This window comes from Mesorhizobium sp. LNJC405B00 (assembly GCF_000502615.1).
Classification (GTDB): Bacteria; Pseudomonadota; Alphaproteobacteria; order Rhizobiales; family Rhizobiaceae; genus Mesorhizobium.
On sequence record NZ_AYWC01000009.1, the window covers coordinates 131,385 to 151,797 of the forward strand.

Below are 20,413 nucleotides of genomic sequence, written 5' to 3' on the forward strand. Positions count from 1 at the left end.
TTGGATATTCCAGAACAGCCTGGCTTGCGCTATGAATTACTGGTGACTGCAAATGGATTGGGGACGGTGAGCAACAACGACTGGGCGCCCAAAGTGGATACACCTGTCTACAGCCCGCCAACGTCGCGTCGCCGAGGGGTCCTTACCGTCGTTCTGGTGTTGCTGGCGGCTTTTGTGCTGCTCGGTCCTGGCCGAAATTACTATGTGCAGTGGTCAGCCATTAAGAAGATTCAAGCGGCTGTCCTGGCAAAGGATTATCGCGAGCAATTCCATCAGATCTCCGTGCTGGCCGACATGGGAAATGATGACGCACAGTACAATCTGGGATTATTGTACTGGCGTGGCCAGGGTATTGCCCAAAATGACAGGCAGGCGATCTACTGGTGGGGCAAAGCAGCCGAGCAAGGAAATTCAGATGCGGCATCCTTGCTCGCCCAGGCCTATTCCCATGGCCGAGGTGTCGAAAGAAACGACCAACTGGCGTTAAAATTTGCCACACAGTCGGCCGACAAGAGCAACGCGAATGGTTACTATGCCATCGGCACCCTGTACGCGCAGGGCCAAGGTGTTCCGCAAAGCTATGAGCAAGCTCTCTCCTGGTGGCGCAAGGCAGCCGATGGCGGCAGTACCGAAGCTGCCTACTGCATCGGTCGATCCTATTATCTCGGTGAAGGCGTCGAGAAGGACGATCAGCTCGCCGTGATGTGGGTGCGAAAGGCGGTCGACATGGGTGAGCCGAATGCCCAGTCTTTGTTGGGCACGCTGTATTCGCTTGGTCACGGCGTAGGTCAGGATGACCGCCTGGCCTTCGAATGGTGGATGAAAGCCGCGATCGCCGGTGTGCCGGAAGCGCAATACTCATTAGCAAATGCGTATGAATTGGGAAAAGGCATCGGCAAGGACGACGCCCAGTCGTTCGCTTGGTTGGTCAAGGCGGCGGAACAGGACAATGTCCGGGCGCAGTCTGCGCTGGCCTTTGCCTATGCTACGGGCAAGGGCATTGCCAAAAGTGATGCCGAAGCATCGTCCTGGTGGCTGAAGGCGGCGAGCCAGGGAGACGCCTATGCGCAGGCGAACCTCGGCCTTGCATATTGGACGGGCGCCGGACTGACTCAGAGCGACGCTGATGCCGTTTCGTGGTGGCTCAAGGCCGCAAAGCAGGGGGACGTTTCGTCTGAACTGTACCTGGCTGTTGCCTATGCCCGCGGCAGAGGGATAGCCAAGGATGAAAAATCCGCCGAATTCTGGTTGCTGGAGGCAGCCAAGGCGGGAAATGTCGAAGCAGAACTCAACCTTGGCAAGCTTTATTACACCGGGATCGGCGGCAAGCCGAACTATCCGGAATCTGCCAAGTGGTTTTCCACATCGGCAAGCCACGGAAATGCCGAGGCCAGGACCTTCCTCGAAATGATGAAGGAAAAAGGCCAGTTCGACAGCAAGACGCTGTGAGCACAGGGTCAGGCAACGCCGATGACGTCGGTGAGGTCGTGTCATATAATGGACATCGGCAGCGGATACCAAAACTGTCTTTCATCAGTCAATTTCGGAGGCCACTTATGCCTGCCGGCCATCTCCCCACTTGGGGGAGATCAGCAGCGTCGCCGTCACGCCTTTCGTTTGCGGCGTGACACTCGCATCGCACGATGCGAAGACTCATTTGCCGCTGCATCTCGAGAATCCCATGCCCAACCTCCAGCTCGTCGAAGCCACGATCGCCGATCTGCGCCATGCCCTCGAAGACGGCACCGTCACCAGCGTCGAGCTGGTGGGCGCTTATCTCAGGCGCATCGCGCATTACGACCGCCATGGCATCGCGCTGAACGCCGTGCCTGTGCTCAATCCCAGAATGTTCGAAGAAGCGGCCGCGTCCGATCTGCGGCGGCGCAATGGTGCTGCGCTCGGGCCGCTCGACGGCATCCCCTACACCGCCAAGGACAGCTATAAGGTGAAGGGCCTGACGGTGGCCGCCGGCTCGCCCGCCTTCGAGCATCTCGTCGCCAACGAGGACGCTTTCACCATTGCCAGGCTGAGGGCCGGTGGTGCTGTGCTGATCGGGCTGACCAACATGCCGCCTATGGCCAATGGCGGCATGCAGCGTGGCGTCTATGGCCGCGCCGAGAGCCCCTACAATGCCGACTATTTGACCGCCGCCTTCGCTTCCGGCTCGTCCAACGGCTCGGGCACGGCCACCGCCGCCAGCTTTGCCGCTTTCGGGCTGGGCGAGGAGACATGGTCTTCCGGCCGCGCGCCGGCGTCCAACAATGCACTTGTCGCCTACACGCCGTCGCGCGGCGTCATTTCGGTCAGGGGCAACTGGCCGCTGGTGCCGACCATGGATGTGGTGGTGCCGCACACGCGCGGCATTGCCGACATGCTGGAGCTGCTCGACGTGATCGTCGCCGACGATACCGAGACGCGCGGCGATTTCTGGCGCGCGCAGCCCTGGGTGTCGATCGCGAAAAGCGCTGCTCTCAGGCCGCCAAGCTACACTACACTCGCCTTGGAGGGCTCGTTGAAAGGCAAACGCCTCGGCGTGCCGAAAATGTATATCGGCCGCGACGGCGGCGCGCCCAAACCCATCGAGACCCGCGCCTCGGTGCTCGACCTCTGGCGGCAGGCGGCGCGTGATCTGGAAAAGCTCGGCGCGGAGGTGGTCGAGGTCGATTTCCCCGTCGTCTCGAACTATGAGCGCGACCGTCCGGGCACAAAAACCATGGTCGAACGCGGGCTGGTGCCGGAAGCCTTTGCACAGCGCGAAATCTGGGATCTCTGCATCTGGGGCTGGGACGATTTCCTGCGCGCAAATGCCGATCCGGTGGTCCCCGACCTGGCTGCGGTCGACGGCCCAAAGATTTTCCCGCAGCCGCCGGGCGCGCTGCCGGACCGCTATGGCGACGACGGTTTCGATCTGGCCGACTACGTCACGAGCGTCAAGCAGGGCGTGATGCCATTGCTGGATATCCCAACGCTGGCGGAAGGTCTGAAGGGATTGGAGGCGACGCGGCGCATCGACTTCGAGGACTGGCTGGACGAGCACAGGCTCGACGCCGTCGTGCTGCCGGCGGTCGCCGATGTCGGCCCGGCCGATGCCGACGTCAACGAGACCTCTGCAGCAATCGCCTGGCGCAACGGCACCTGGGTTGCCAACGGCAATCTGGTGTGGCGTCATCTTGGCATCCCGACCGTCACCGTGCCGATGGGAACGATGGCCGATATTGGCATGCCGGTCGGGTTGACCTTTGCGGGCAAGGCTTATGGTGATGTGGAATTGCTGCGCCTCGCCGGCGACTACGAGCGCGCCACCCAACGCCGCACGGCCCCGCCGCGCACGCCGGCGCTGGTGGGCGATGTCTTTGCGGAACGCGGTGATTTGCGGGTCGGCGCCGCGCCGCCGCCGGCGCTCCGGCTTGTCGCTGAGACGAGACAACAGGGAGACCACGCCGAGATCCTCGTAATGGTCGAACTCGATGCCGATACCGCTGATCTCAAAGTTCACGTCAATGGCGAAGCCATTGTCATGGAGCGAAGCGGCCCAAGCTTTCACGGTCGCATCCTGGTGCCGGCCGGCGAGCACGAAAGAATGCACAGTGTGTGGCGAGGCGCTTACGGCTCGATCGTTACGGCCGTCATCCGGCTGGAGGATGGACGCACGGCTGGTGCTTACGTGGTCGCGGGTGGAATCGGGTGAGGTACATGTAATCTCCCCAAGGGGGAGATCAGCAGCTTCGCCGTCTTGACCCTCCCATCGCCCGCGTTATCTTCTCGCCATGCCAAACCTCGCTCCCCTCATCGTCATCGATCTCCAGACCAACATGTTCGACGGGCGCGTCGAGCCGCCGATCCATGATGCGCCGGGCATAGCCGAGCGTACCCGCTCATTGATCGACTGGGCACGGCGCAGCGGGCGAAAAATCGCGTTCGTGCGGCATGACGGGCCGGCCGGCGATCCGCTGGCGCCGGGCGAGCCGGGTTGGCCGGTATGGCCGGAACTCGGCCAGGCCAAGGACGAGCCGACATTCTCCAAGACCGTCCGCAACGCATTCTCGAATGCCGAGCTTGGCGCCTGGGTGGCCGGGCAGGGGGCCGGCGAAGTCGTGCTCGCCGGAGCGCAAACCGATTTCTGCATCGCCGGCACCGTCAAGGGCGCCCTGGCCGAGGGCCTCGGCGTCACTGTCGTTTCCGATGCGCACTCGACGCTGGACACTGAAGGCGAAACCGCGACCGAGATCATCGCCCGGTACAATGCTGATTTCACCGATGCCGGCGTCACGCTGGTGACGACGAAGGCGCTGACCGGCGACTGAAGCACCGCGCTTCGAAGAGTGGGAGACTGCCGTGCCAACCCTGAAATTGCCGGCCGAAGGCGGATGCCGCTGCGGACGCGTGCGGCTCAAGATTTCCGCAAAGCCGCTTTTGACCATGGCTTGTCATTGCACCGGCTGCCAGACCATGTCGGCCAGCGCCTATTCGCTAAGCGCCGCCATTCGCTCCGACGGCTTCGAGATCACGCTAGGCGAGCCGGTGATCGGCGGGCTGCACGGCGCCTCGAAACATTTCTTCTGCCCACATTGCATGAGCTGGATGTTCACGCGCCCCGAAGGGCTCGACTGGTTCGTCAATCTGCGTCCGACCATGCTCGACGAGCCCGGCTGGTTCACGCCGTTCATCGAGACATGGACCAGCGAGAAACTCCCCTGGGCGACGACGCCCGCGGTGCACAGTTACGAGGCGCTGCCGGCCTTTGAGGCGTATGAGGGGCTGGTGGCGGAGTTCGGTGAAACTGCGAATCTCCCCCCTTGAGGGGGAGATGGCCGGCAGGCCAGAGGGGGTCGGTGCGACTGGGCTCGACGTCCTTGCTGCAGATGGAAGGTTGGCGCTTCACGCGCGGCGACCCCCTCTGTCGCCTTCGGCGACATCTCCCCCTCGAGGGGGGAGATAAGCCCCGCTAAAAATTTGCATCGAATCGATTGCGCAAACGTTTCGATGGCCCTAAACTCCCTCAAAATCCGCCATCAGAGCGGACGGGAAACGCATAGGGAGGAGCGCTTGCAGGCGCTTATTTGTCTTGCCGACAATGGCTGAAGTGGCGCGGCGCGCCGGTGTGTCGGTGTCGACCGTCTCGCATGTCGTCAACAACACGCGCTTCGTTTCGCTGGAAAAGGCGAGGCTGATCAACGACGCCATTGCCGCCATGGGCTACCAGCCCAACGAGCTGGCGCGCTCGCTGAAGGCCTCAACCACCAACAGCGTCGGCCTGGCGATCTCGGCGATCTCCAACCCTTATTTCACCGACATCATCTGCGCGGTCGAGGCCGAATGCGCACGGCTCGGGCTGATGGTCTTCCTGTCGGATACCCAGGAGGATCCCGACCGCGAACTGCAGGTGGTGCGCGCTTTCCATCAGCGCCGCGTCGACGGCGTCATCCTGGCGCCGTCGGGCTCGCCGCAGCGCGCCATCGACTATCTCGCCGACAAGAAGATGCCATGCGTTCTGATCGACCGTTTCGCCGACGAGCGCTTCGACCAGATCGGCGTCGAGAACGAAACGGCGATGCGCGCGCTGATCGATCACGTCGCTTCCTTCGGCCACAAGCGCATCGGCTATATCGCCGGACAGCCGGGCCTGACGACGACGCGCGAGCGCATCGACGCGTTCCAGGCTTCGCTCGCCGCCAATGGACTTGAGTGCGTGCCGCGCTATCTCTCAGCCGAGAATGTCGACACGGCGGCGGCGACCGCATCCACCCACGCCATCCTGTCGCTGCCGTCGCCACCAACCGCATTGGTCACCGGCAACAACATGACGACGATCGGAGCCGTCCGCGCCATCCGCGAAAAAGGCCTCACCATTCCGGGCGATCTGTCGCTGGCCGGCTTCGACGATTTCGAATGGGCCGATTGTTTCGAACCGCGCCTGACGCTGGTTGCCCAGCCCTGCACCGAGATAGGCAGGCAGGCGGCAGCCCTGCTCAGCGCCCGCATCGCGGCGACCGGTTCAGAGCCACGTTCGGTGCGGCTGCAGGCGACGCTGCGGGCGCGCGCCTCCTGCGGGAGGCCGACCCACACGAGGCTAACATGAGCGCGCCGCTGCTGGTGATGACCGGCGCCGTCAAACGCTTCGGCGGCGTGCAGGCGCTGCGCGGTGTCGACTTCGACCTCAAGGCGGGCGAGATCCACGCGCTGCTCGGCGAGAACGGCGCCGGCAAGTCGACGCTGATGAACCTGTTGTCGGGCGTCTACACGCCGGACGAAGGCACGATCGAGATCGACGGCAAACCCGTGCGTTTCAACAACCCGCGTGAGGCGCAAGCGGCCGGCATCGCCACCATCTTCCAGGAGCTCGACCTGGTGCCGTCGCTGGATGTCGCCGCCAATCTGTTCCTCGGCCGCGAACTGATGCGTCCGGGCGGCTTCCTCGACGTGCCGGCAATGCGCCGCGAGGCCAAGAAGCGGCTGGAAGCCATCGAGATCGCCATCGATCCGGCCGCCATGGTGGCGGATCTGTCGATCGGCCAGCGCCAGGTGGTGGCGATCGTCAAGGCGCTGTCTTACGCCTCCCGCGTGCTGATCATGGACGAGCCGACGGCCGCACTCACCGTCGGCGAAGTCGAGCGGCTGTTCGATATCATGCGCAAGCTCGCCGCCACCGGCGTCGGCATCGTCTACATCTCGCACCGGCTGGAGGAAGTGCCCGGCATTGCCGACCGGGTGACGGTAATGCGCGACGGCCGTGTCGCCGGCATCACCGAGCCGCACGCGCCGCAGGCCGAGCTGGTCAGGCTGCTGGTCGGACGTCCGCTGGACGAACTCTATCCGCAACGCGCCAAGGCCGCGGGCAAGCCGCTGCTCAGCCTCAGGAACGCCAGCTTCAAACTCGCCCGCGACAGCGCCGGCTGGCAGGCGCCGCAAGGCGTTTCGCTCGATGTCCATGAAGGCGAGATCGTCGGTCTTGCCGGCATCATGGGGGCAGGGCGCACCGAACTCTTGTCCGCGCTCTACGGCACCGGCCTGTCCGGCCGCTGGGAGGGCGAGGTCGCCATATCGGGCAAGCCGGTAAAACTGGATTCGATCAGCGCTGCCCGCCACGCCGGCATCGCCTTCGTCACCGACGACCGCAGGGGCTCGGGCCTGATGCTGCGCATGGCCGTCGGCCTCAACCTGGTGATGTCGGTCATATCCAGGATCTCGCCGAACTGGCTGGTCTCGCCGCGCCGCCAGGCCGAGGCGGTGAAGGAATCCTTCGGTCAGTTCGATATCCGGCCGAAGAACCCCGATATCGCCGTCGGCGCGCTGTCTGGCGGCAACCAGCAGAAGGTGGTGCTGGCCAAGGAGATCCTCGGCAATCCGCGCCTGTTGCTGCTCGACGAGCCGACGCGCGGCGTCGATGTCGGCGCCAAGGGCGAGATCTACCAGCGGCTCAGGGCACTCGCCGCGCAAGGGCTGGGCATTCTGGTGGCGTCCAGCGAGATGCCGGAGCTGATCGGTCTGTGCGACCGCATCGTGGTGCTGCGCCAGGGGCGCAATGTGGCGGAATTCATGGGCGGCGTCGACGAGCACACGGTGCTGGCCGCGGCTAACGGCAGGGAGGCCTGATGTCTCAGGACAACAATCCAGTGGCAGCGAGCCCGGTGATGGCGGCGCCTCAAAAGCATCGCGACCCGCTGGCGCTCATCGTGCGCTTCCAGAGCCTGATCGGCCTGGTGCTGGTGGCGATCGGCGGCATCATCTTCTCGCCGCGCCGCCATGGCGAAATCCTGTTCCTCAACCCCGACAACATCGCCAACATCGTGCGCGCCGTGTCGGAGACCGGCATCATCGCCATCGGCATGACCTTCGTCATCATCACCGCCGGCATCGACCTGTCGGTCGGCGCGGTGCTTGGCCTGTCCAGCGTCGTCACCGCATCGATGATGATCTCCGGCGGCTTCGGCCTGATCCCCACCATCCTCGCCGTGCTCGCTTTGGGCATCGTTTTCGGCGCCATCCAGGGCACCATCTCGACGCGCTTCCGACTGGAGCCCTTCATCGTTACGCTGGCCGGCCTGCAGGCCGCGCGCGGGCTGGCGCTGGTCGTCTCCGGCAACCAGTACATCAACATTTCCTATGGCGAAGGGCCGGGCCTGGCGCCGCCGGTGTTCGCCGTGTTGGGCGAGCGGCTGTTCAACAACACCGTGCCGGTGGCGACGCTTGTGTTCGTCGTCTTTGCCGCGATCGCCACCATCGTCCTCAACACCACGCGCTTTGGCCGCTATGTCTTTGCCGTCGGCGGCAATGAGCGCGCCGCGCGCATATCCGGCGTGCCGGTGTCGATGGTGAAGATCTCGGTCTATGCCATCACCGGCTTTGCCGCCGCCCTTGCCGGCATCGTCCATGCCGGCCAGTTCAATTTCGGCAGCGCCAATGACGGCATGGGCTATGAGCTGACGGCCATCGCCGCCGTGGTCATCGGCGGCACCAGCCTGTTCGGCGGCGCCGGCTCGATGGTCGGCACCGTTGCCGGCACCATCATGCTGGGCGCGCTAGCCAACATCCTGCAGCTCAACAACATCACGCCCGCCATGCAGCTGCTCGCGACCGCCGCGATCATCGTCCTGGCGGCAGTGCTTCAGTCCCTCGTTCGCCGCCGCGAGGGGTTGGGTCGTTAGTGCATGTCGCGCAAAAGGTTTTGCGATGACGACATGCACAAACAAACAAGGAGGAGACGGCAACACGTGAACGTCAAACCAAGGTCTGGCCCCCCGGCCGGACGAGGAGGAGAGTGAGTTATGAAAACGACACTAAGAGGATCGACCCTCAAGGCCGTGCTGCTGGCCGGCGCTGGCCTGTGCATTGCCGGCTCCGCTTACGCCGCCGAGCCGCTGGTGAAAGCCTGCGCCAAGGACGGCCAGTTCGTCATCGGCTTTTCGCAGGCCAACAATGCCGAGCCCTACCGCCAGCACGTCAATGACGAGCTGGAGGCGGCCGCCAAGGAAGTGCCTGGTTTCACGCTGCAGATCGCCGACGGCGCCGGCAACGTCAACACGCAGACCTCGCAGGTCGACAATTTCATCACCCAGAAGGTCGACATCCTGCTGATCTCGCCCTTCGAGGCGGCGCCGCTGACTCCGGCGGTGAAGCGCGCCATGGATGCCGGCATCCCGGTCATCGAGCTTGACCGCAAGACGGTGGGCGACCCCGGCAAGGACTACACCGCCTTCATCGGCGGCGACAATTTCAAGATCGCCGAGGAAGCCGGCAAATACACCGCCAAGACGCTGCTGCCCGATGGCGGCGAGGCGGCGGTGCTGCAAGGCCTGCCGAGCTCGACGCCGGCCGTCGAGCGCCTCAACGGCTTCAAGGAAGGCGTGAAAGGCAACCCGAAGGTCCAGATCGTCGCCGAGCAGGCCGCCGACTGGGTGCCGGACAAAGCGCAGGTCGCCTTCGCCGCCATGCTGCAGGCGCACCCCGACATAAAGGTGCTCTACGCCTCCAACGACATGATGGCCGCCGGCGCGCTGCTCGCCGCCAAGGGAGCGGGCAAGGACGTCAAGATCATCGGCACCGACGGCCTGCCTGGCCCGGCCGGCGGCATCGAAGCCGTGGCCAAGGGCGACTGGGTCGCAACCTTCACCTACCCGACGGGCGCCAAGGAAGCGATCGAGATGTCGAAAAAGATCCTGCTCGATTGCGCCACCGAGGTGGACAAGACGGTGACGGTGGAAACCACCGCGATCACGGCCGAGAATGCCAAGCAGCTGATGGGGAAGTGAGGGGGCGGGAGCCCGGCGCTGAGGTTTGTGAGCAAGGCCCCGGAAGGGGCCTTGTTTGTTTTTGGCGCTTTGCACCGACGGTCTGATCGGTATCGGTGTATCAGCGAATCTGTGTTAAGCGCCGCTCGATCAACCAAAGGACGACACCAGTGAGCGAACCGACCGTGGCCCAGGCGACCTAAAACATCTATGCCTCGCTGCGGGCCGACAATGCCGACATCGACGCCCACATCGCGACGCTGAAGGCGGCGCTGGCACGCGAAGGCATAAAACAGGCGGTGTTCGACCGGCCAAACTGGTGCAGAACAACCGCCAGGGCCGCAAGCTGATGCAGGCCTATTTTCGCCAGCGCGGTGTGAGTGTGGGCTTTTCGGAGTAGGGCTACTGCGCGGGCGGTCGGGACAGAGCCCAGACAGTCTTTGTTGCCGTGCCACAGACCGACATCAAGTTGCCTCCAACGACATGATGGCGGTGTATTTTCAATACGCTAATGTTCTCTTATCGTGGGTGTAGAAATCGCCGATAGTGACTTCAGGAACGTTCAAGTCTTGCGCGATCATTGACGTGGCTATTATTATTTGGTGCTCTGATACTGCCCTCTTTGAGTATTCAAAAAGGAGTTTCTGGAAGTTCTGGCTTCTCTCTGGCTCCATCCCCTTGTCTTCCACGGTATCCATTAGCAAAAACCGGGGGTGGTTGAACGTCGGGTCTTGGGCCGCAGCAAAACAGAATGCGGCCAGGAAGCTGTTTTTGAGATAGACCATCGAACTGGCAGAGAAGAAACTGTCTCCGTTGACGGCGATGCGGTCACCATCGAACTCAAACGTAACGCTCTCCGCATTCTGAAACGTGCTTTGTCGTGCTAAGTCCCGCTTGAGGAATTGTACAACCAGATCAGCGATCGCAGTCTTAGCGCGCGATACTTGGGTAGAATTTTTCTGCTTCTCCGCCTCGATTGTTCCCTTAAGCGCCCGGGTCTCACCCCTAAGATCTTCGGCATTTTTCGATAGGGCCGCCAGTTGTTCGATGACGCCGGCCTTCCCGGCGAGATCCTCAATTTGCCTCATCAGATACCCTGCGGAACGGTTCAGTTCGCGCAGACGCAATCGAAGCTCAGTGGTCGGTGATCTGACGGCAACTTGGTAGTGACGAGATGCCTGTACCCAAAGTGCCTTGGTGCTGGCCAAAGTCTCGCGCAAACGCTCAACCTCCTCAACACGCTCGGCCTGAAGCTCTAACGATTCTTGACGCTGACGGGCGAACTCATTGATCAGCTTTAACGAACGGGCCTTTGTTTCACGAGGGTCGTAAGCCGATTTGCAGAGGCCGCATGCCCCCTCTATTCCGTGCTTATCGATAGGCGCCAAACAGGCCGGGCAATACTCGTACTCTAGGGTTCTAAACTGATCGATTACCGTATCGGACTGATGTAGCTGAACGAGCTTTTCATCCAATGCATTAATGAACTGCAGTGAGTCGGCCCTCTCAAGCTCTAGGCTGTCGGTTTCCTCCTGCAACCTGGCGATTCTTGCCTGTAGATCTACAATGTTTTTGTATGTTTCCTCCTGATCATTGAGGCTCAGCCGATCATCAAATTGAGTATGAAAGATACTCTCTTCAAGTTTAGTAATCTCGGCAGTCGTCGATTCAAGTTGTTGATTGTAGCTCGCGGTCTCAGTTGCAAACCACTCCGTTGTTAGCGGGTTTCCATCTCTGCCGTGTGATCTGATGATCGCTTTGATCTGAGCTTCGGCTATGTCGAGCTCTTTAATTGCCTGACCCAGCCGTATCTGAGCGTTGTAGTAACGAGCGCTGAATGCGCCACATAGCAACTCCCCGACCGTCTGACGGGTGATTGCGTCGTCGAAACGCTGTGGCCTAAACAACTTCTCGACTGGGCTCAGTTGGTCGGCATAGAGAAGACGCAGAACTTGATTCATTGTGATCTTCGTATCAGTCACTGCATATTGGACCTCTGGCAACCCCAGAAATCTAAATAAGACCTGAGAGAAGCTGTCCTTTGAGCCGCGCGCGTAAGGGTAAAGTTGCCATTGCTCCTGCCCCACTCCGGAGGCTTCGTCGATGGTGCCAATGAAAATTCGCATAGGACGGCCGATCTGCTCGCTGATATCTCTCGCGAAAGTCGCCGATCTTCCATTGAGCGCGACTTGCAGGATCACCGTGTCGCAACGCATGGCGCTTTCGCGCCAGTCGCTCAGGTCTCCACCTAGGGCATAGAATATGAAGTCCATGAGAGTGGACTTGCCTGAGCTATTCTCGCCTCGGATGATGTTAAGGCCGGAGTGAAAATTCTCATCATAAGCCACTTTGCCCTTAGCGGTGACCTGAAGACGCTCTACCCGAATATTTGGCTTAAACATTGTCATAGCGGAATTCCTCGAGCTCGCCGCGTGCCCGGAGACCGGTCGGTCCATATGGGCTTAGAGCCTTGAGCTCCGTCAAGAAATCAACAAGATCCGCATGATCCTTGCGGTGGGTTTCGACCGCTAGGGCTATTAGATCTGGCATTTGCTTTTGCGTTCGGGAGACAATCCCATTTCGAAATGCCTCGGATTGTAGNCGCTAGGGCTATTAGATCTGGCATTTGCTTTTGCGTTCGGGAGACAATCCCATTTCGAAATGCCTCGGATTGTAGGAAGCCATAGGACTGCAAGCTACTGGTTGCAACGCTCTGGGCGCCACGCATTCTATTAAACAAAACAGAGGGCTTGGGTGTTACCTGATAGCTGTTCGGGGTGTAACGACGCTTCAACGCGTTGTAAGGCTTGACTAACGCCCTCGGCGGCTTGAACTCCGAGATTAGGACTGGAAAGCAAATGTAGAAGTCTAGGATGCGTGTCGCCTCGTAGGGGCATGGCGCTGAATCATAGTAAGGAAAAAGAACAAACATGCGAAAAATTGCATGGAATGGATCGCTTGCTGGAAGGTAGGTAATGTTAATCACAGTGCCATCGCACGTAGCATTTATCTGCCAGCCAATATATCATACCTTTTAGGTGTGTTCTATTTAAGGTTATGTGATCCGATCCGTCACCTATCTCCGCCATTATCTTGTCGAGGATTTGGGTATCTATCAACTCGTCGATCTGTTGTGATGACAGTGAACCTGCCGAAGGTAATATCTTCGAATCGAAAGTCTCGTGGATCGCAGCCATGATGTAGGCAAAAAGTTGTTGGGCGCTCGAGAATCGCTCAAATTTCAATAGGAGCTTTGCAAAGAGCTCCTTCTTCTTTTTGGCATCTCCAAAAGCGGCAGATCGACCGCAAATTGTCAATTTTGCTTTCAGTCCAACAACAGTCTCGCCGTCTCTGTTGTCAATAAAAAACTGCAAATCATCAACAAATCCAACCATCGATTCGTCTTTTTCAATTTGTTCGGAAAGCTGTTTCAGCAGACGGTTCACTTGTGATGGCTTTACCCCATCAACTTTATTGTAATTCGTTATCTTGGTGATGTTATTGCCGGCCTGATCTCCGACAACGAGAGATTGGCTCAGATCGCTGGTAGTGCTGAGATCACTGGTAGTAAGTAGGCTCACGACTTATGGATATCCCGGCCAGCCTGGTCGCCGCCGACTCGGGAACTACGTTGATCCGAGTAGCTTGAGTTCTTGCCTTGGCGGAATTTCTGCACAGTTAACGTGAAGCCGCACCCCAAGAGGAAGCCGATAACCCCTGTTACAATTTCCATATATTCGGACAGGATTTTCAAGGTTCACCTCATTGACTGCTTGCGGGAACGCAGAGTCGAGCAATTAGACCAACGAACTTGCCGAAAAACGGTACTTCGTCAACCGTACGAATATCTCTTTCAGAACATTTAGGCCATGAGATCGGGTCGGCTTCGCTGCCAAAGCATAGCTAGTGTTCCGAGACATGCCTGATGGAGATGCTTTTTTCAAGTCGTCGAGTTGGCCGAAGAAGTCGTTGACAGGGGGGAATCTAGCTAACGCGCTGCCCCCACCGCGAAGAAAGCTGTTCAAATTGTCGTCTTACAAGGGGTTTGTCCACCAACGGCCCGAATGAGACGCCGTCGGATTTTGCCGGAACGATGCGATCAACTTGAGCGCATTCCATCAATTCTGGAGCATCCTATCCGGCGGGTAGATCATGCTCGCTTCGGGCCATGAGCGGACAATTGAAGGCAGCTCTCGCAGGTGTTGCCCGATGGGTATCGCAGCTTGGCTCGTTTGATGCGCGTGCGGTCAGCGGAGCCGCAAAAGCGGTTGGCTGAAAGTGAGCCTTTGGTTCGGAATAGTCACGGCGATGTAGCCGCCCTGCTGGGATTGCCACCCAGCCGCTTACCTTGCGTTTAGCTCCAACAGGTAAGTATCCGCATCCTGGGGGCAGCACTCATGCTAGACAATTACGAGGTAGACCGCTTCGGCGTAATCCATCAGATCGACGCCACGCCGATCACGTACGACAAGCAGTACATTTCCTATTACGAGGATCTCAGCGACCGGACCATCAAGCTCGGTTATCAGCGGCTTGGCTGGGTGCTGGGGATCACCGGCCAGATACCGCGATCCGTGCTGGAGATTGGCTATGGCACCGGCACCTTCGTCGAAGCCGCCAAAATTACCGGGGTTGCCGACTGCGCCGGCTGCGACATCACCCGGTTTCCGCTGCCCGAGGGTGTGTGCTTTGTCGATTGGGAAGAGGCGCTTGCCGGCGCGTGGGATCTCGTCGCCATGTTCGACGTGCTCGAGCACATCCCGGACCTGGGTTTCCTCGCCCGCTTTCAGGCCCGCCATCTGGCCATCGCCGTGCCCTATTGCGTTGGCGTGAACTCGGTGCCGAGGGCGATGCGTGGTTCGAGACGTGGCGCATGCGTCTGCCCAACGAGCACCTGCACCATTTCGACCGTCAATCGCTGGTGGCGCTGCTGGGGCACCATGGTTTTGAGTGCGTGACGCTGAACGGATTCGAGGACGGAATCAGGCTGCGGCCGGGCGACGTGGGTCCCAACATTCTGTCCGGTTTTTTCAGAAAGCTATAGGGGCGCCCTGCCGGGCGCGCCTTGAACGTGGGTGGATTATTGCGCCGGAGCGGGCGCCGGCGCCGGTGCCACGGGCGCTGCCGCCGGTGCCGCCGTGAACCCGCACTGCTTCTGTTCCATCTCGATCTGCTTGGTGATGCGGATGGCGTTCTGGGCGTAGGCTTCCGTTACCGAGCCGCTGTTGACGGTCTTGTCCTTCAGCGGGCTGACGGCTGCGCAGAGGTGGAAGACATGCTCGGTGTCGGACTTGGCGGCGCCGTTTTCCGGCGCGATCCAGTAGACGACATCCTGGCCATTGGGGTGTGCCGCGTCCTTCGTCGCCGCGGCCACCGTGGTGGAGTCGGTGGCGATCGCCTGCGCCTGGGCGGCGACCTCGGGCGAACAGGCCGTGGTCGGCTGCCCCGCCTTGATCTGTTCCGCGCAGGTGTTCATGTCCTGCGTGTACTGCTCGACCGATGGCGGCTGGTAGCTGACCCCGATCAGCGTCGCCAGCACGGCCAGCACGGCGCCGATACCGCCGGCCACCTTCTTGCTCTTCGGGTCCATGTTCTTGTCGTTGAGGATCAAGAGAACCAGCGGAAGGAAGGCAATCAGCGTGATGATCGCGCCGAGCTGGTTCTGGACAAAGAACCTGAACGTGTCGGATTCGCGGGCCGGGTCCTTCCGGTTGGCCGCCTTCCAGAGCAGGCTGCCGACGATGGCGAATATCGCGATCCCGACCAGGATGCCGATCAGCAGCGGCAGGTTGCCCTGGTCGAACTTGTGCTTGTAGAGCAAGACGATCCCGGCGATCTCGCCGCCAATGGCGATGACCCACGACAGCACGGCGAACAGGCGCAGCCGCGTGGCGCCGGACTTCTGGCCCTGCGTTGCCTGCCAGTCCTTGGTAACGTCTACGGTCGGCTTGTTGTCGGTCATGACCAGATCCCCCGGTATCGACACTTTTGCGGGGCGTCAAAGGCGCCCGGCGCAGCGTCATTGAACGAACGTCGCCTGCCCCGGCGCGAAAGCGCCACGGCAGACCCCATCCTTATTGCGCATGATGGGATTCGTCCATAGGCGAGGCTGGCGGACGCCGATGCCGGCGATGGCGCGGAGGAGGGCAGGGCAATCGCATAAGGCGGCGCCAGCGAATACCCCCACCCTTAATCCCTCCCCACAAGGGGGAGGGAGACTTGGTAGGCGCTGATCGCCGCAAATCGCCTAGGTTCCACGCCAGAATGGGTGGCTTGCGGCAGCGTTCCCTCCCCCTTGTGGGGAGGGTTAGGGTGGGGGTCCTCTTCGTAAGAACTCATATGTGATCGCCTTGCGCCGACGAAGGGTAGGTGGGTCGCCGAACCCGAGGGAGCGCCATATGCGATCGCCCTGCCATAGGTCGGATCACGCCACCGCGGGAGCGCAACTAATTTGTATACAAATGTTTCTGGCCGGCATCGGTTTGTGAAGCGCTTCACCGTTGCCGCGCAATCGATCGGTTACAGAGGCCGTGCAAGAGCGGGCCTAAGGCAGCGCTCTGCTGCTGCATGGAGGTAACCGATGTTTGAAAGTCTCAGCAGAATTCGCGCTGCCCTGGCGCGCGCCAGCAAGCACAGGAAGACCGTGCGCGCACTGAATGCGCTGCCGACGGAGATCCAGAAGGACATTGGCTGGACGGAGTCGAGGTCGATCGATGAGATAAGGCTGCCGTTCTAGGGCCGCATCCAGCGTCGCTAATATATCGCTCGCCATCGATTGTTCGGAAGCGTACAGTGCAGCATCGTCGGCCACATCAATGGGCGCTGACGCTTGGGAGCGACCATCGCACTCCTGCCCCGACAGGAGGCATTGGAGCCATGGCGGAGCAACCGAGACAGTCCGGTCTGAGCGCCGAGGCGCTCGCGGCCTTGGCGCGGGAAACCGGGGCCTCCGAGCAGCAGATACAAGAGATCGCATCGCTGATCGGCAACGATCGCTCGTCCATCGTGCGCGAAGCGCGCATGGTTGCGGCTGACCGCCCGAAGCGCTGATCCAGGAAAGCTGCTGGATTGATCCATGGGGCGTCGCCCCTGATTTGTCGGTTTTGTACGAAGTACAATGGCTGAATCCGAGTCAGCTATCGTCCAATGACCGTTTGCATTTGGGCAGGGCGCCGACGGCTGGGAGATGACATGTGCTCTTGCCCTTGGGGAGAGAGCGATGGACCAGTCGGTCAGCAAGGAGAAAAGCGGCCTTTTGCGCCGCATGAACCCGGCCGACTTCGCACTGCTTGCGCCGCATTTGCACCATCGTGTGCTCGATCTCAAAGCCCCGCTCGAAATGGCGGGCGAGCCGGTCGCCTCGGTATGCTTCCTGGAAAGCGGCCTGGCCTCGGTGGTGGCGAGGAACCGGCCGGGCCTGGACACCGAGGTCGGCATCATCGGCCACGAAGGCATGTCGGGCTCCGCTCTGGTGATGGGCGCCGACTGGGCGCCCCATGATTGCTACATGCAGATGCCGGGCGAGGCGGTGTGCATCGATTCCGAGCCGTTCAAGGCAGCGTTGCAGAAAAGCCCGACGCTTCGCGCCTTCCTGCTGCGCTATGCCCATTATCTGCACGGCCAGACCAAATCCACTGCGCTGAGCAATGCCCGCGCCAAGCTCGAGGATCGGCTGGCCAGATGGCTCCTGATGTGTGACGACAGGGTGGTCGGCCATCAGATCCAGATCACGCATGAGTTCCTGTCGGTCATGCTCGGCGTCAGGCGTCCGGGCGTCACCATCGGCCTGCAGATCCTGGAAGGGCGCGGCCTGATCCGGTCGCGGCGCGGCGAGATCGTCATCCGCGACCGGGATGGCCTGATCGCCGTCGCCGACGGCTTCTACGGCCAGGCCGAGGCCGAATACGAACGCCTGCTGGGCTGAGCCTGGCAGGGCTGGAAATGGCCGACGCGAATGCCGGTGAAAGCATGTTGCCAGAGCCGCGCCGGCCATTTGCGGCCATCTGGGGAGAGGCCGCCCGGCAAATCTAGCATCGGCGCAAAAGCGGGCAACGAACCGCAATCGCTTGGTAAAAACCGTACAATCGAATTGTGTTGAACCTTGGTTCGGCAAGAGTATGAATCTGCTGTCGTCGACCATGTATATGGGGCGCTGGCGCCTGAGGCTTCGACAGGCCCGCCCGCCCGATGTGAACGGGGAAAACCGAAATGGCAGAACTGCTTTTCGATGTATCCGCCTTCGATTGCGCCATCCTGCGCGCCGCCTTCATCAAATCGGTGATGGAAGACAATGTCCCGGAAAAGCGGTGGCGCGCGCTCGCCGCCTCCCTGGTTCGCGACCTGACCGACCACGAAGACGTCGAGCCGGATCTGCTCGGCTGGATCACGCGCAAGTAGCAATATTCTGACGGTCCGGCGGCTACCCCAGCCACCACCACAGCGCCGCGACCGCCGCAAGCACCGCCGCCACCGACAGCCCCAGCATGATGTAGCTGCCCTTGATGATGTCGCGGATGATCTTCTTCACGCTTTCGCGGTCGTTGAGGTTGGGGAAAGGCTCGTTGGGCAGCGCCACGCCGAGGAAGCCGCAGAGCGGCGCCCAGCCATCGCTGACCTTGAACACCAGAAGCTTCTCCGGCGGCACGGCCGCTATCACCTCCTCGGTATAGGCGTTGTAGCGCGCCACCGCCTTGGCGCGGTCGTCCATCACGCCGGCAAGCGTGCGGCCCCAGATCAGTCTGTGCGACATGTCGCCGAATTTGCGGCCGAACGGCGTCAGCCATTCCAGCACCTTGAACTGCCACAATGTCTCGGTGAAGTGGATTGTGTCGATCGTGCTGTCGTACCAGGCCTCGGCGCCGCGCGGATGCAGGGTGAGCAGCACCTTGGCGTCGGGATAGGCGGCCATCAATTCGCGCCACACGCAGCATCCCGGATTGTCGACCGTCGCCTTGTAATTGGCAAACACTCTGGTCCAGTCGTGCTGGCTGCCGGGCGGGCTGTTGGCCACCTTGCGCCAGAAGTCGAGATGGCCCTTGTTGGCCTTGTTGAGGATGACTTCCTGCATGTGATAGCTGGGAAGGCCCAGCCTGTTCAGCGCGGCAAAGGTCGACCATGTGCCGGTGCGGCCGAATCCGGCCCCGATGAGCTCAAGCGTCATTTTAACCCCCCTTGTTGAGACCGCTTTTCTTTTTATGCCGGTCCGCCCGGAATGAGGTTGCATCCGCGCCCCTCGGCGCGCAACAATTTTCCCTGTCCAGGGCAGAAATGTGTTTGCTTTTTCGTCTGGGCCACGCGGAATGACGGTCTGGCTATTCCCGCGGGTGGGGGAGCCTGATAATAGGTCAGCCAGATTGACCTAAATTCGCATGGCCGGGACGGTCATGCTGGACCAGATGCCGTATCCCGGGAGGTTGGCTCGTGAGTTTGATGGACCTGTTGGCGTCGCGCGCCTCGCGCATGAAGGCGTCGGAAATCCGCGAGCTGCTCAAACTGCTCGACCAGCCCGACATCATCTCCTTTGCCGGCGGCATCCCCGATCCGGCCTTGTTTCCGGCGCAGGCGATCGCCGATGCTTACGCCTCGGTGCTGGGCGGCGCGGAGGCGAGCGCAGCACTTCAGTATCAGGTCTCCGAAGGCTATCTGCCGCTCAGAAAATGGCTGGCCGGCCAGATGGGCAAGCTTGGCATCGCCTGCGACGAGCACAACATCTTCATCACCTCCGGCTCGCAGCAGGCGCTGGATTATCTGGGCAAGCTGTTCCTGTCGCCCGGCGACACGGCACTGGTAACATGGCCGACCTATCTCGGCGCGCTGCAGGCCTTCAACGCCTATGAGCCGCGCTACGACCGGCTGACGCCGGATGGCGGCAACATGACGCCCGCCGCCTACCAGGCGGCGGCTGCCGCTGCAGGCGGCAAAGTGAAATTCGCCTATCTCGTGCCCGATTTCGCCAACCCGACCGGCGAGACGCTGAATCGCCAGCAGCGGGAGGCGGTGCTTGACCTCGCCGGCGAGCTCGACATTGCCGTCATCGAGGACGCCGCCTATCGCGCGCTGCGCTATGACGGCGAGGGCCAGCCGCCGATGCTGGCGCTCGACTGCGAACGCTCAGGCGGCATCGAAAACGCCCGCACGCTCTATTGCGGCTCGTTCTCCAAAATCCTGTCGCCGGGCATGCGCGTCGGCTGGGTCTGCGCGCCGCGCCGTGTCGTCGAGCGGCTGGTGCTGATGAAGCAGGCGTCGGACCTGCACAGCCCGTCGATCAACCAGCTGGTCATGCACCGCGTCTCCGAGGCCGTGTATGACGGCCAGGTGGAAAAGCTGATCGGCGCCTACCGCCAGCGCCGCGACGGCTTGCTTGCAGCACTCGAAGCGGAAATGCCGGATGGCGTCAGCTGGAGCCGGCCGGAAGGCGGCATGTTCGTTTGGCTGACGCTGCCTGAAGGTGCGGACGCCACGGCACTGCTCGCCCGCTCGGTCAAGGAAGCCCGAGTGGCCTTCGTGCCGGGCAACGCATTCTACGCCGACGGTTCGGGACGCAACACGATGCGGATGAGCTTTACGCTCGCAGATGAACGCGCCGTGGGTGAAGGCGTGCCGAGGCTGGCGAAATTGATGAAGAGCTAGGCGCCCTACCTCCCCCTTGTGGGGAGGTCGACCGAAGGTCGGGTGGGGGTGCTTGG

General features: G+C 61.4%; 18 protein-coding genes and 1 pseudogene. 15 read left to right on the forward strand and 4 right to left on the reverse strand.

Translation table 11 applies throughout. The features are described from left to right. The first annotated feature begins 66 nt into the window (after nt 1-66). From X756_RS01000000165680 to X756_RS1000000167680, 9 genes and pseudogenes are all read left to right on the forward strand, one after another. On the forward strand, nt 67-1,449 hold the full coding sequence (locus X756_RS01000000165680) for a tetratricopeptide repeat protein (RefSeq protein ID WP_156941391.1): 1,383 nt from the start codon (nt 67-69) through the stop codon (nt 1,447-1,449). Between the two features lie 232 nt (nt 1,450-1,681). Further along, a complete protein-coding gene (locus X756_RS148060) occupies nt 1,682-3,688 on the forward strand; it encodes an amidase (protein ID WP_023730401.1) in 2,007 nt (668 codons plus the stop codon). Nucleotides 3,689-3,767: 79 nt separating this feature from the next. Then, nucleotides 3,768-4,304, forward strand: coding sequence for an isochorismatase family protein (locus X756_RS148055; protein WP_023685909.1), 537 nt, complete (start codon nt 3,768-3,770; stop codon nt 4,302-4,304). A gap of 31 nt (nt 4,305-4,335) precedes the next feature. After that, nucleotides 4,336-4,800, forward strand: a complete 465-nt coding sequence (locus X756_RS148050; protein WP_023730402.1) for a GFA family protein — start codon at nt 4,336-4,338, stop codon at nt 4,798-4,800. Nucleotides 4,801-5,065: 265 nt separating this feature from the next. Continuing rightward, nucleotides 5,066-6,079: a LacI family DNA-binding transcriptional regulator gene (locus tag X756_RS148045; protein WP_023730403.1), complete on the forward strand. Its 1,014-nt coding sequence runs from the start codon at nt 5,066-5,068 to the stop codon at nt 6,077-6,079. Continuing rightward, nucleotides 6,076-7,593, forward strand: coding sequence for a sugar ABC transporter ATP-binding protein (locus tag X756_RS148040; RefSeq protein ID WP_023730404.1), 1,518 nt, complete (start codon nt 6,076-6,078; stop codon nt 7,591-7,593). The genes X756_RS148045 and X756_RS148040 overlap by 4 nt, the downstream gene beginning before the upstream one ends. Before the next feature lie 38 nt (nt 7,594-7,631). Next, nucleotides 7,632-8,645 carry an ABC transporter permease gene (locus X756_RS148035; RefSeq protein ID WP_023689830.1) on the forward strand — a complete coding sequence of 338 codons (1,014 nt, stop codon included), beginning with the start codon at nt 7,632-7,634 and terminating at the stop codon, nt 8,643-8,645. 120 nt (nt 8,646-8,765) lie between these two features. Beyond that, nucleotides 8,766-9,749: a substrate-binding domain-containing protein gene (locus tag X756_RS148030; RefSeq protein ID WP_023689831.1), complete on the forward strand. Its 984-nt coding sequence runs from the start codon at nt 8,766-8,768 to the stop codon at nt 9,747-9,749. Nucleotides 9,750-9,934: 185 nt separating this feature from the next. Continuing rightward, a pseudogene (locus X756_RS1000000167680) lies at nt 9,935-10,128 on the forward strand (hypothetical protein). 100 nt (nt 10,129-10,228) lie between these two features. Here the strand turns inward: X756_RS1000000167680 and X756_RS148025 are convergent. After that, nucleotides 10,229-12,136 (reverse strand): AAA family ATPase, encoded by a 1,908-nt coding sequence (locus X756_RS148025; protein ID WP_198020035.1) that lies wholly within the window; start codon nt 12,134-12,136, stop codon nt 10,229-10,231. Nucleotides 12,137-12,706: 570 nt separating this feature from the next. Then, nucleotides 12,707-13,309 carry an ABC-three component system protein gene (locus X756_RS148020; protein WP_156941393.1) on the reverse strand — a complete coding sequence of 201 codons (603 nt, stop codon included), beginning with the start codon at nt 13,307-13,309 and terminating at the stop codon, nt 12,707-12,709. An 816-nt stretch (nt 13,310-14,125) separates the two neighbouring features. Here X756_RS148020 and X756_RS01000000165685 point away from each other — a divergent pair. After that, nucleotides 14,126-14,686 carry a methyltransferase domain-containing protein gene (locus X756_RS01000000165685; protein WP_245264528.1) on the forward strand — a complete coding sequence of 187 codons (561 nt, stop codon included), beginning with the start codon at nt 14,126-14,128 and terminating at the stop codon, nt 14,684-14,686. Between the two features lie 122 nt (nt 14,687-14,808). Here X756_RS01000000165685 and X756_RS148015 read toward each other — a convergent pair whose 3' ends face one another. Then, the gene (locus X756_RS148015) at nt 14,809-15,690 is read right to left on the reverse strand and encodes a hypothetical protein (protein WP_023730409.1); all 882 of its coding nucleotides are present in this window, start codon (nt 15,688-15,690) and stop codon (nt 14,809-14,811) included. Nucleotides 15,691-16,308: 618 nt separating this feature from the next. Between X756_RS148015 and X756_RS1000000169400 the strand changes: the two genes are divergently transcribed. From X756_RS1000000169400 to X756_RS11850, 4 genes are all read left to right on the forward strand, one after another. Then, on the forward strand, nt 16,309-16,464 hold the full coding sequence (locus tag X756_RS1000000169400; RefSeq protein ID WP_023671409.1) for a hypothetical protein: 156 nt from the start codon (nt 16,309-16,311) through the stop codon (nt 16,462-16,464). A 140-nt stretch (nt 16,465-16,604) separates the two neighbouring features. After that, entirely contained in the window at nt 16,605-16,778 is a 174-nt protein-coding gene (locus X756_RS1000000169405) for a hypothetical protein (RefSeq protein ID WP_023689840.1), read from the forward strand. A 169-nt stretch (nt 16,779-16,947) separates the two neighbouring features. Continuing rightward, nucleotides 16,948-17,652 (forward strand): Crp/Fnr family transcriptional regulator, encoded by a 705-nt coding sequence (locus X756_RS148010; protein ID WP_023685922.1) that lies wholly within the window; start codon nt 16,948-16,950, stop codon nt 17,650-17,652. 284 nt (nt 17,653-17,936) lie between these two features. Continuing rightward, a complete protein-coding gene (locus X756_RS11850; protein WP_023671412.1) occupies nt 17,937-18,125 on the forward strand; it encodes a hypothetical protein in 189 nt (62 codons plus the stop codon). Nucleotides 18,126-18,147: 22 nt separating this feature from the next. Here the strand turns inward: X756_RS11850 and X756_RS148005 are convergent, their stop codons facing one another. Next, nucleotides 18,148-18,888 carry a sulfotransferase family protein gene (locus X756_RS148005; RefSeq protein WP_023697773.1) on the reverse strand — a complete coding sequence of 247 codons (741 nt, stop codon included), beginning with the start codon at nt 18,886-18,888 and terminating at the stop codon, nt 18,148-18,150. 269 nt (nt 18,889-19,157) lie between these two features. Between X756_RS148005 and X756_RS148000 the strand changes: the two genes are divergently transcribed. Beyond that, nucleotides 19,158-20,357, forward strand: coding sequence for a PLP-dependent aminotransferase family protein (locus tag X756_RS148000; protein WP_031238816.1), 1,200 nt, complete (start codon nt 19,158-19,160; stop codon nt 20,355-20,357). Nucleotides 20,358-20,413 lie beyond the last annotated feature (56 nt).

Coding starts and splice junctions, on each gene's coding strand:
- X756_RS148060 (WP_023730401.1), top strand. CDS start 1,682: ATGCCCAACCTCCAGCTCGTCGAAGCCACGATCGCCGATCTGCGCCAT.
- X756_RS148040 (WP_023730404.1), top strand. CDS start 6,076: ATGAGCGCGCCGCTGCTGGTGATGACCGGCGCCGTCAAACGCTTCGGC.
- X756_RS01000000165685 (WP_245264528.1), top strand. CDS start 14,126: ATGCTAGACAATTACGAGGTAGACCGCTTCGGCGTAATCCATCAGATC.
- X756_RS148025 (WP_198020035.1), bottom strand. CDS start 12,136: ATGACAATGTTTAAGCCAAATATTCGGGTAGAGCGTCTTCAGGTCACC.
- X756_RS148030 (WP_023689831.1), top strand. CDS start 8,766: ATGAAAACGACACTAAGAGGATCGACCCTCAAGGCCGTGCTGCTGGCC.
- X756_RS148010 (WP_023685922.1), top strand. CDS start 16,948: ATGGACCAGTCGGTCAGCAAGGAGAAAAGCGGCCTTTTGCGCCGCATG.
- X756_RS148035 (WP_023689830.1), top strand. CDS start 7,632: ATGGCGGCGCCTCAAAAGCATCGCGACCCGCTGGCGCTCATCGTGCGC.
- X756_RS148005 (WP_023697773.1), bottom strand. CDS start 18,888: ATGACGCTTGAGCTCATCGGGGCCGGATTCGGCCGCACCGGCACATGG.
- X756_RS11850 (WP_023671412.1), top strand. CDS start 17,937: ATGGCAGAACTGCTTTTCGATGTATCCGCCTTCGATTGCGCCATCCTG.
- X756_RS148055 (WP_023685909.1), top strand. CDS start 3,768: ATGCCAAACCTCGCTCCCCTCATCGTCATCGATCTCCAGACCAACATG.
- X756_RS148000 (WP_031238816.1), top strand. CDS start 19,158: ATGGACCTGTTGGCGTCGCGCGCCTCGCGCATGAAGGCGTCGGAAATC.
- X756_RS148015 (WP_023730409.1), bottom strand. CDS start 15,690: ATGACCGACAACAAGCCGACCGTAGACGTTACCAAGGACTGGCAGGCA.
- X756_RS1000000169400 (WP_023671409.1), top strand. CDS start 16,309: ATGTTTGAAAGTCTCAGCAGAATTCGCGCTGCCCTGGCGCGCGCCAGC.
- X756_RS1000000169405 (WP_023689840.1), top strand. CDS start 16,605: ATGGCGGAGCAACCGAGACAGTCCGGTCTGAGCGCCGAGGCGCTCGCG.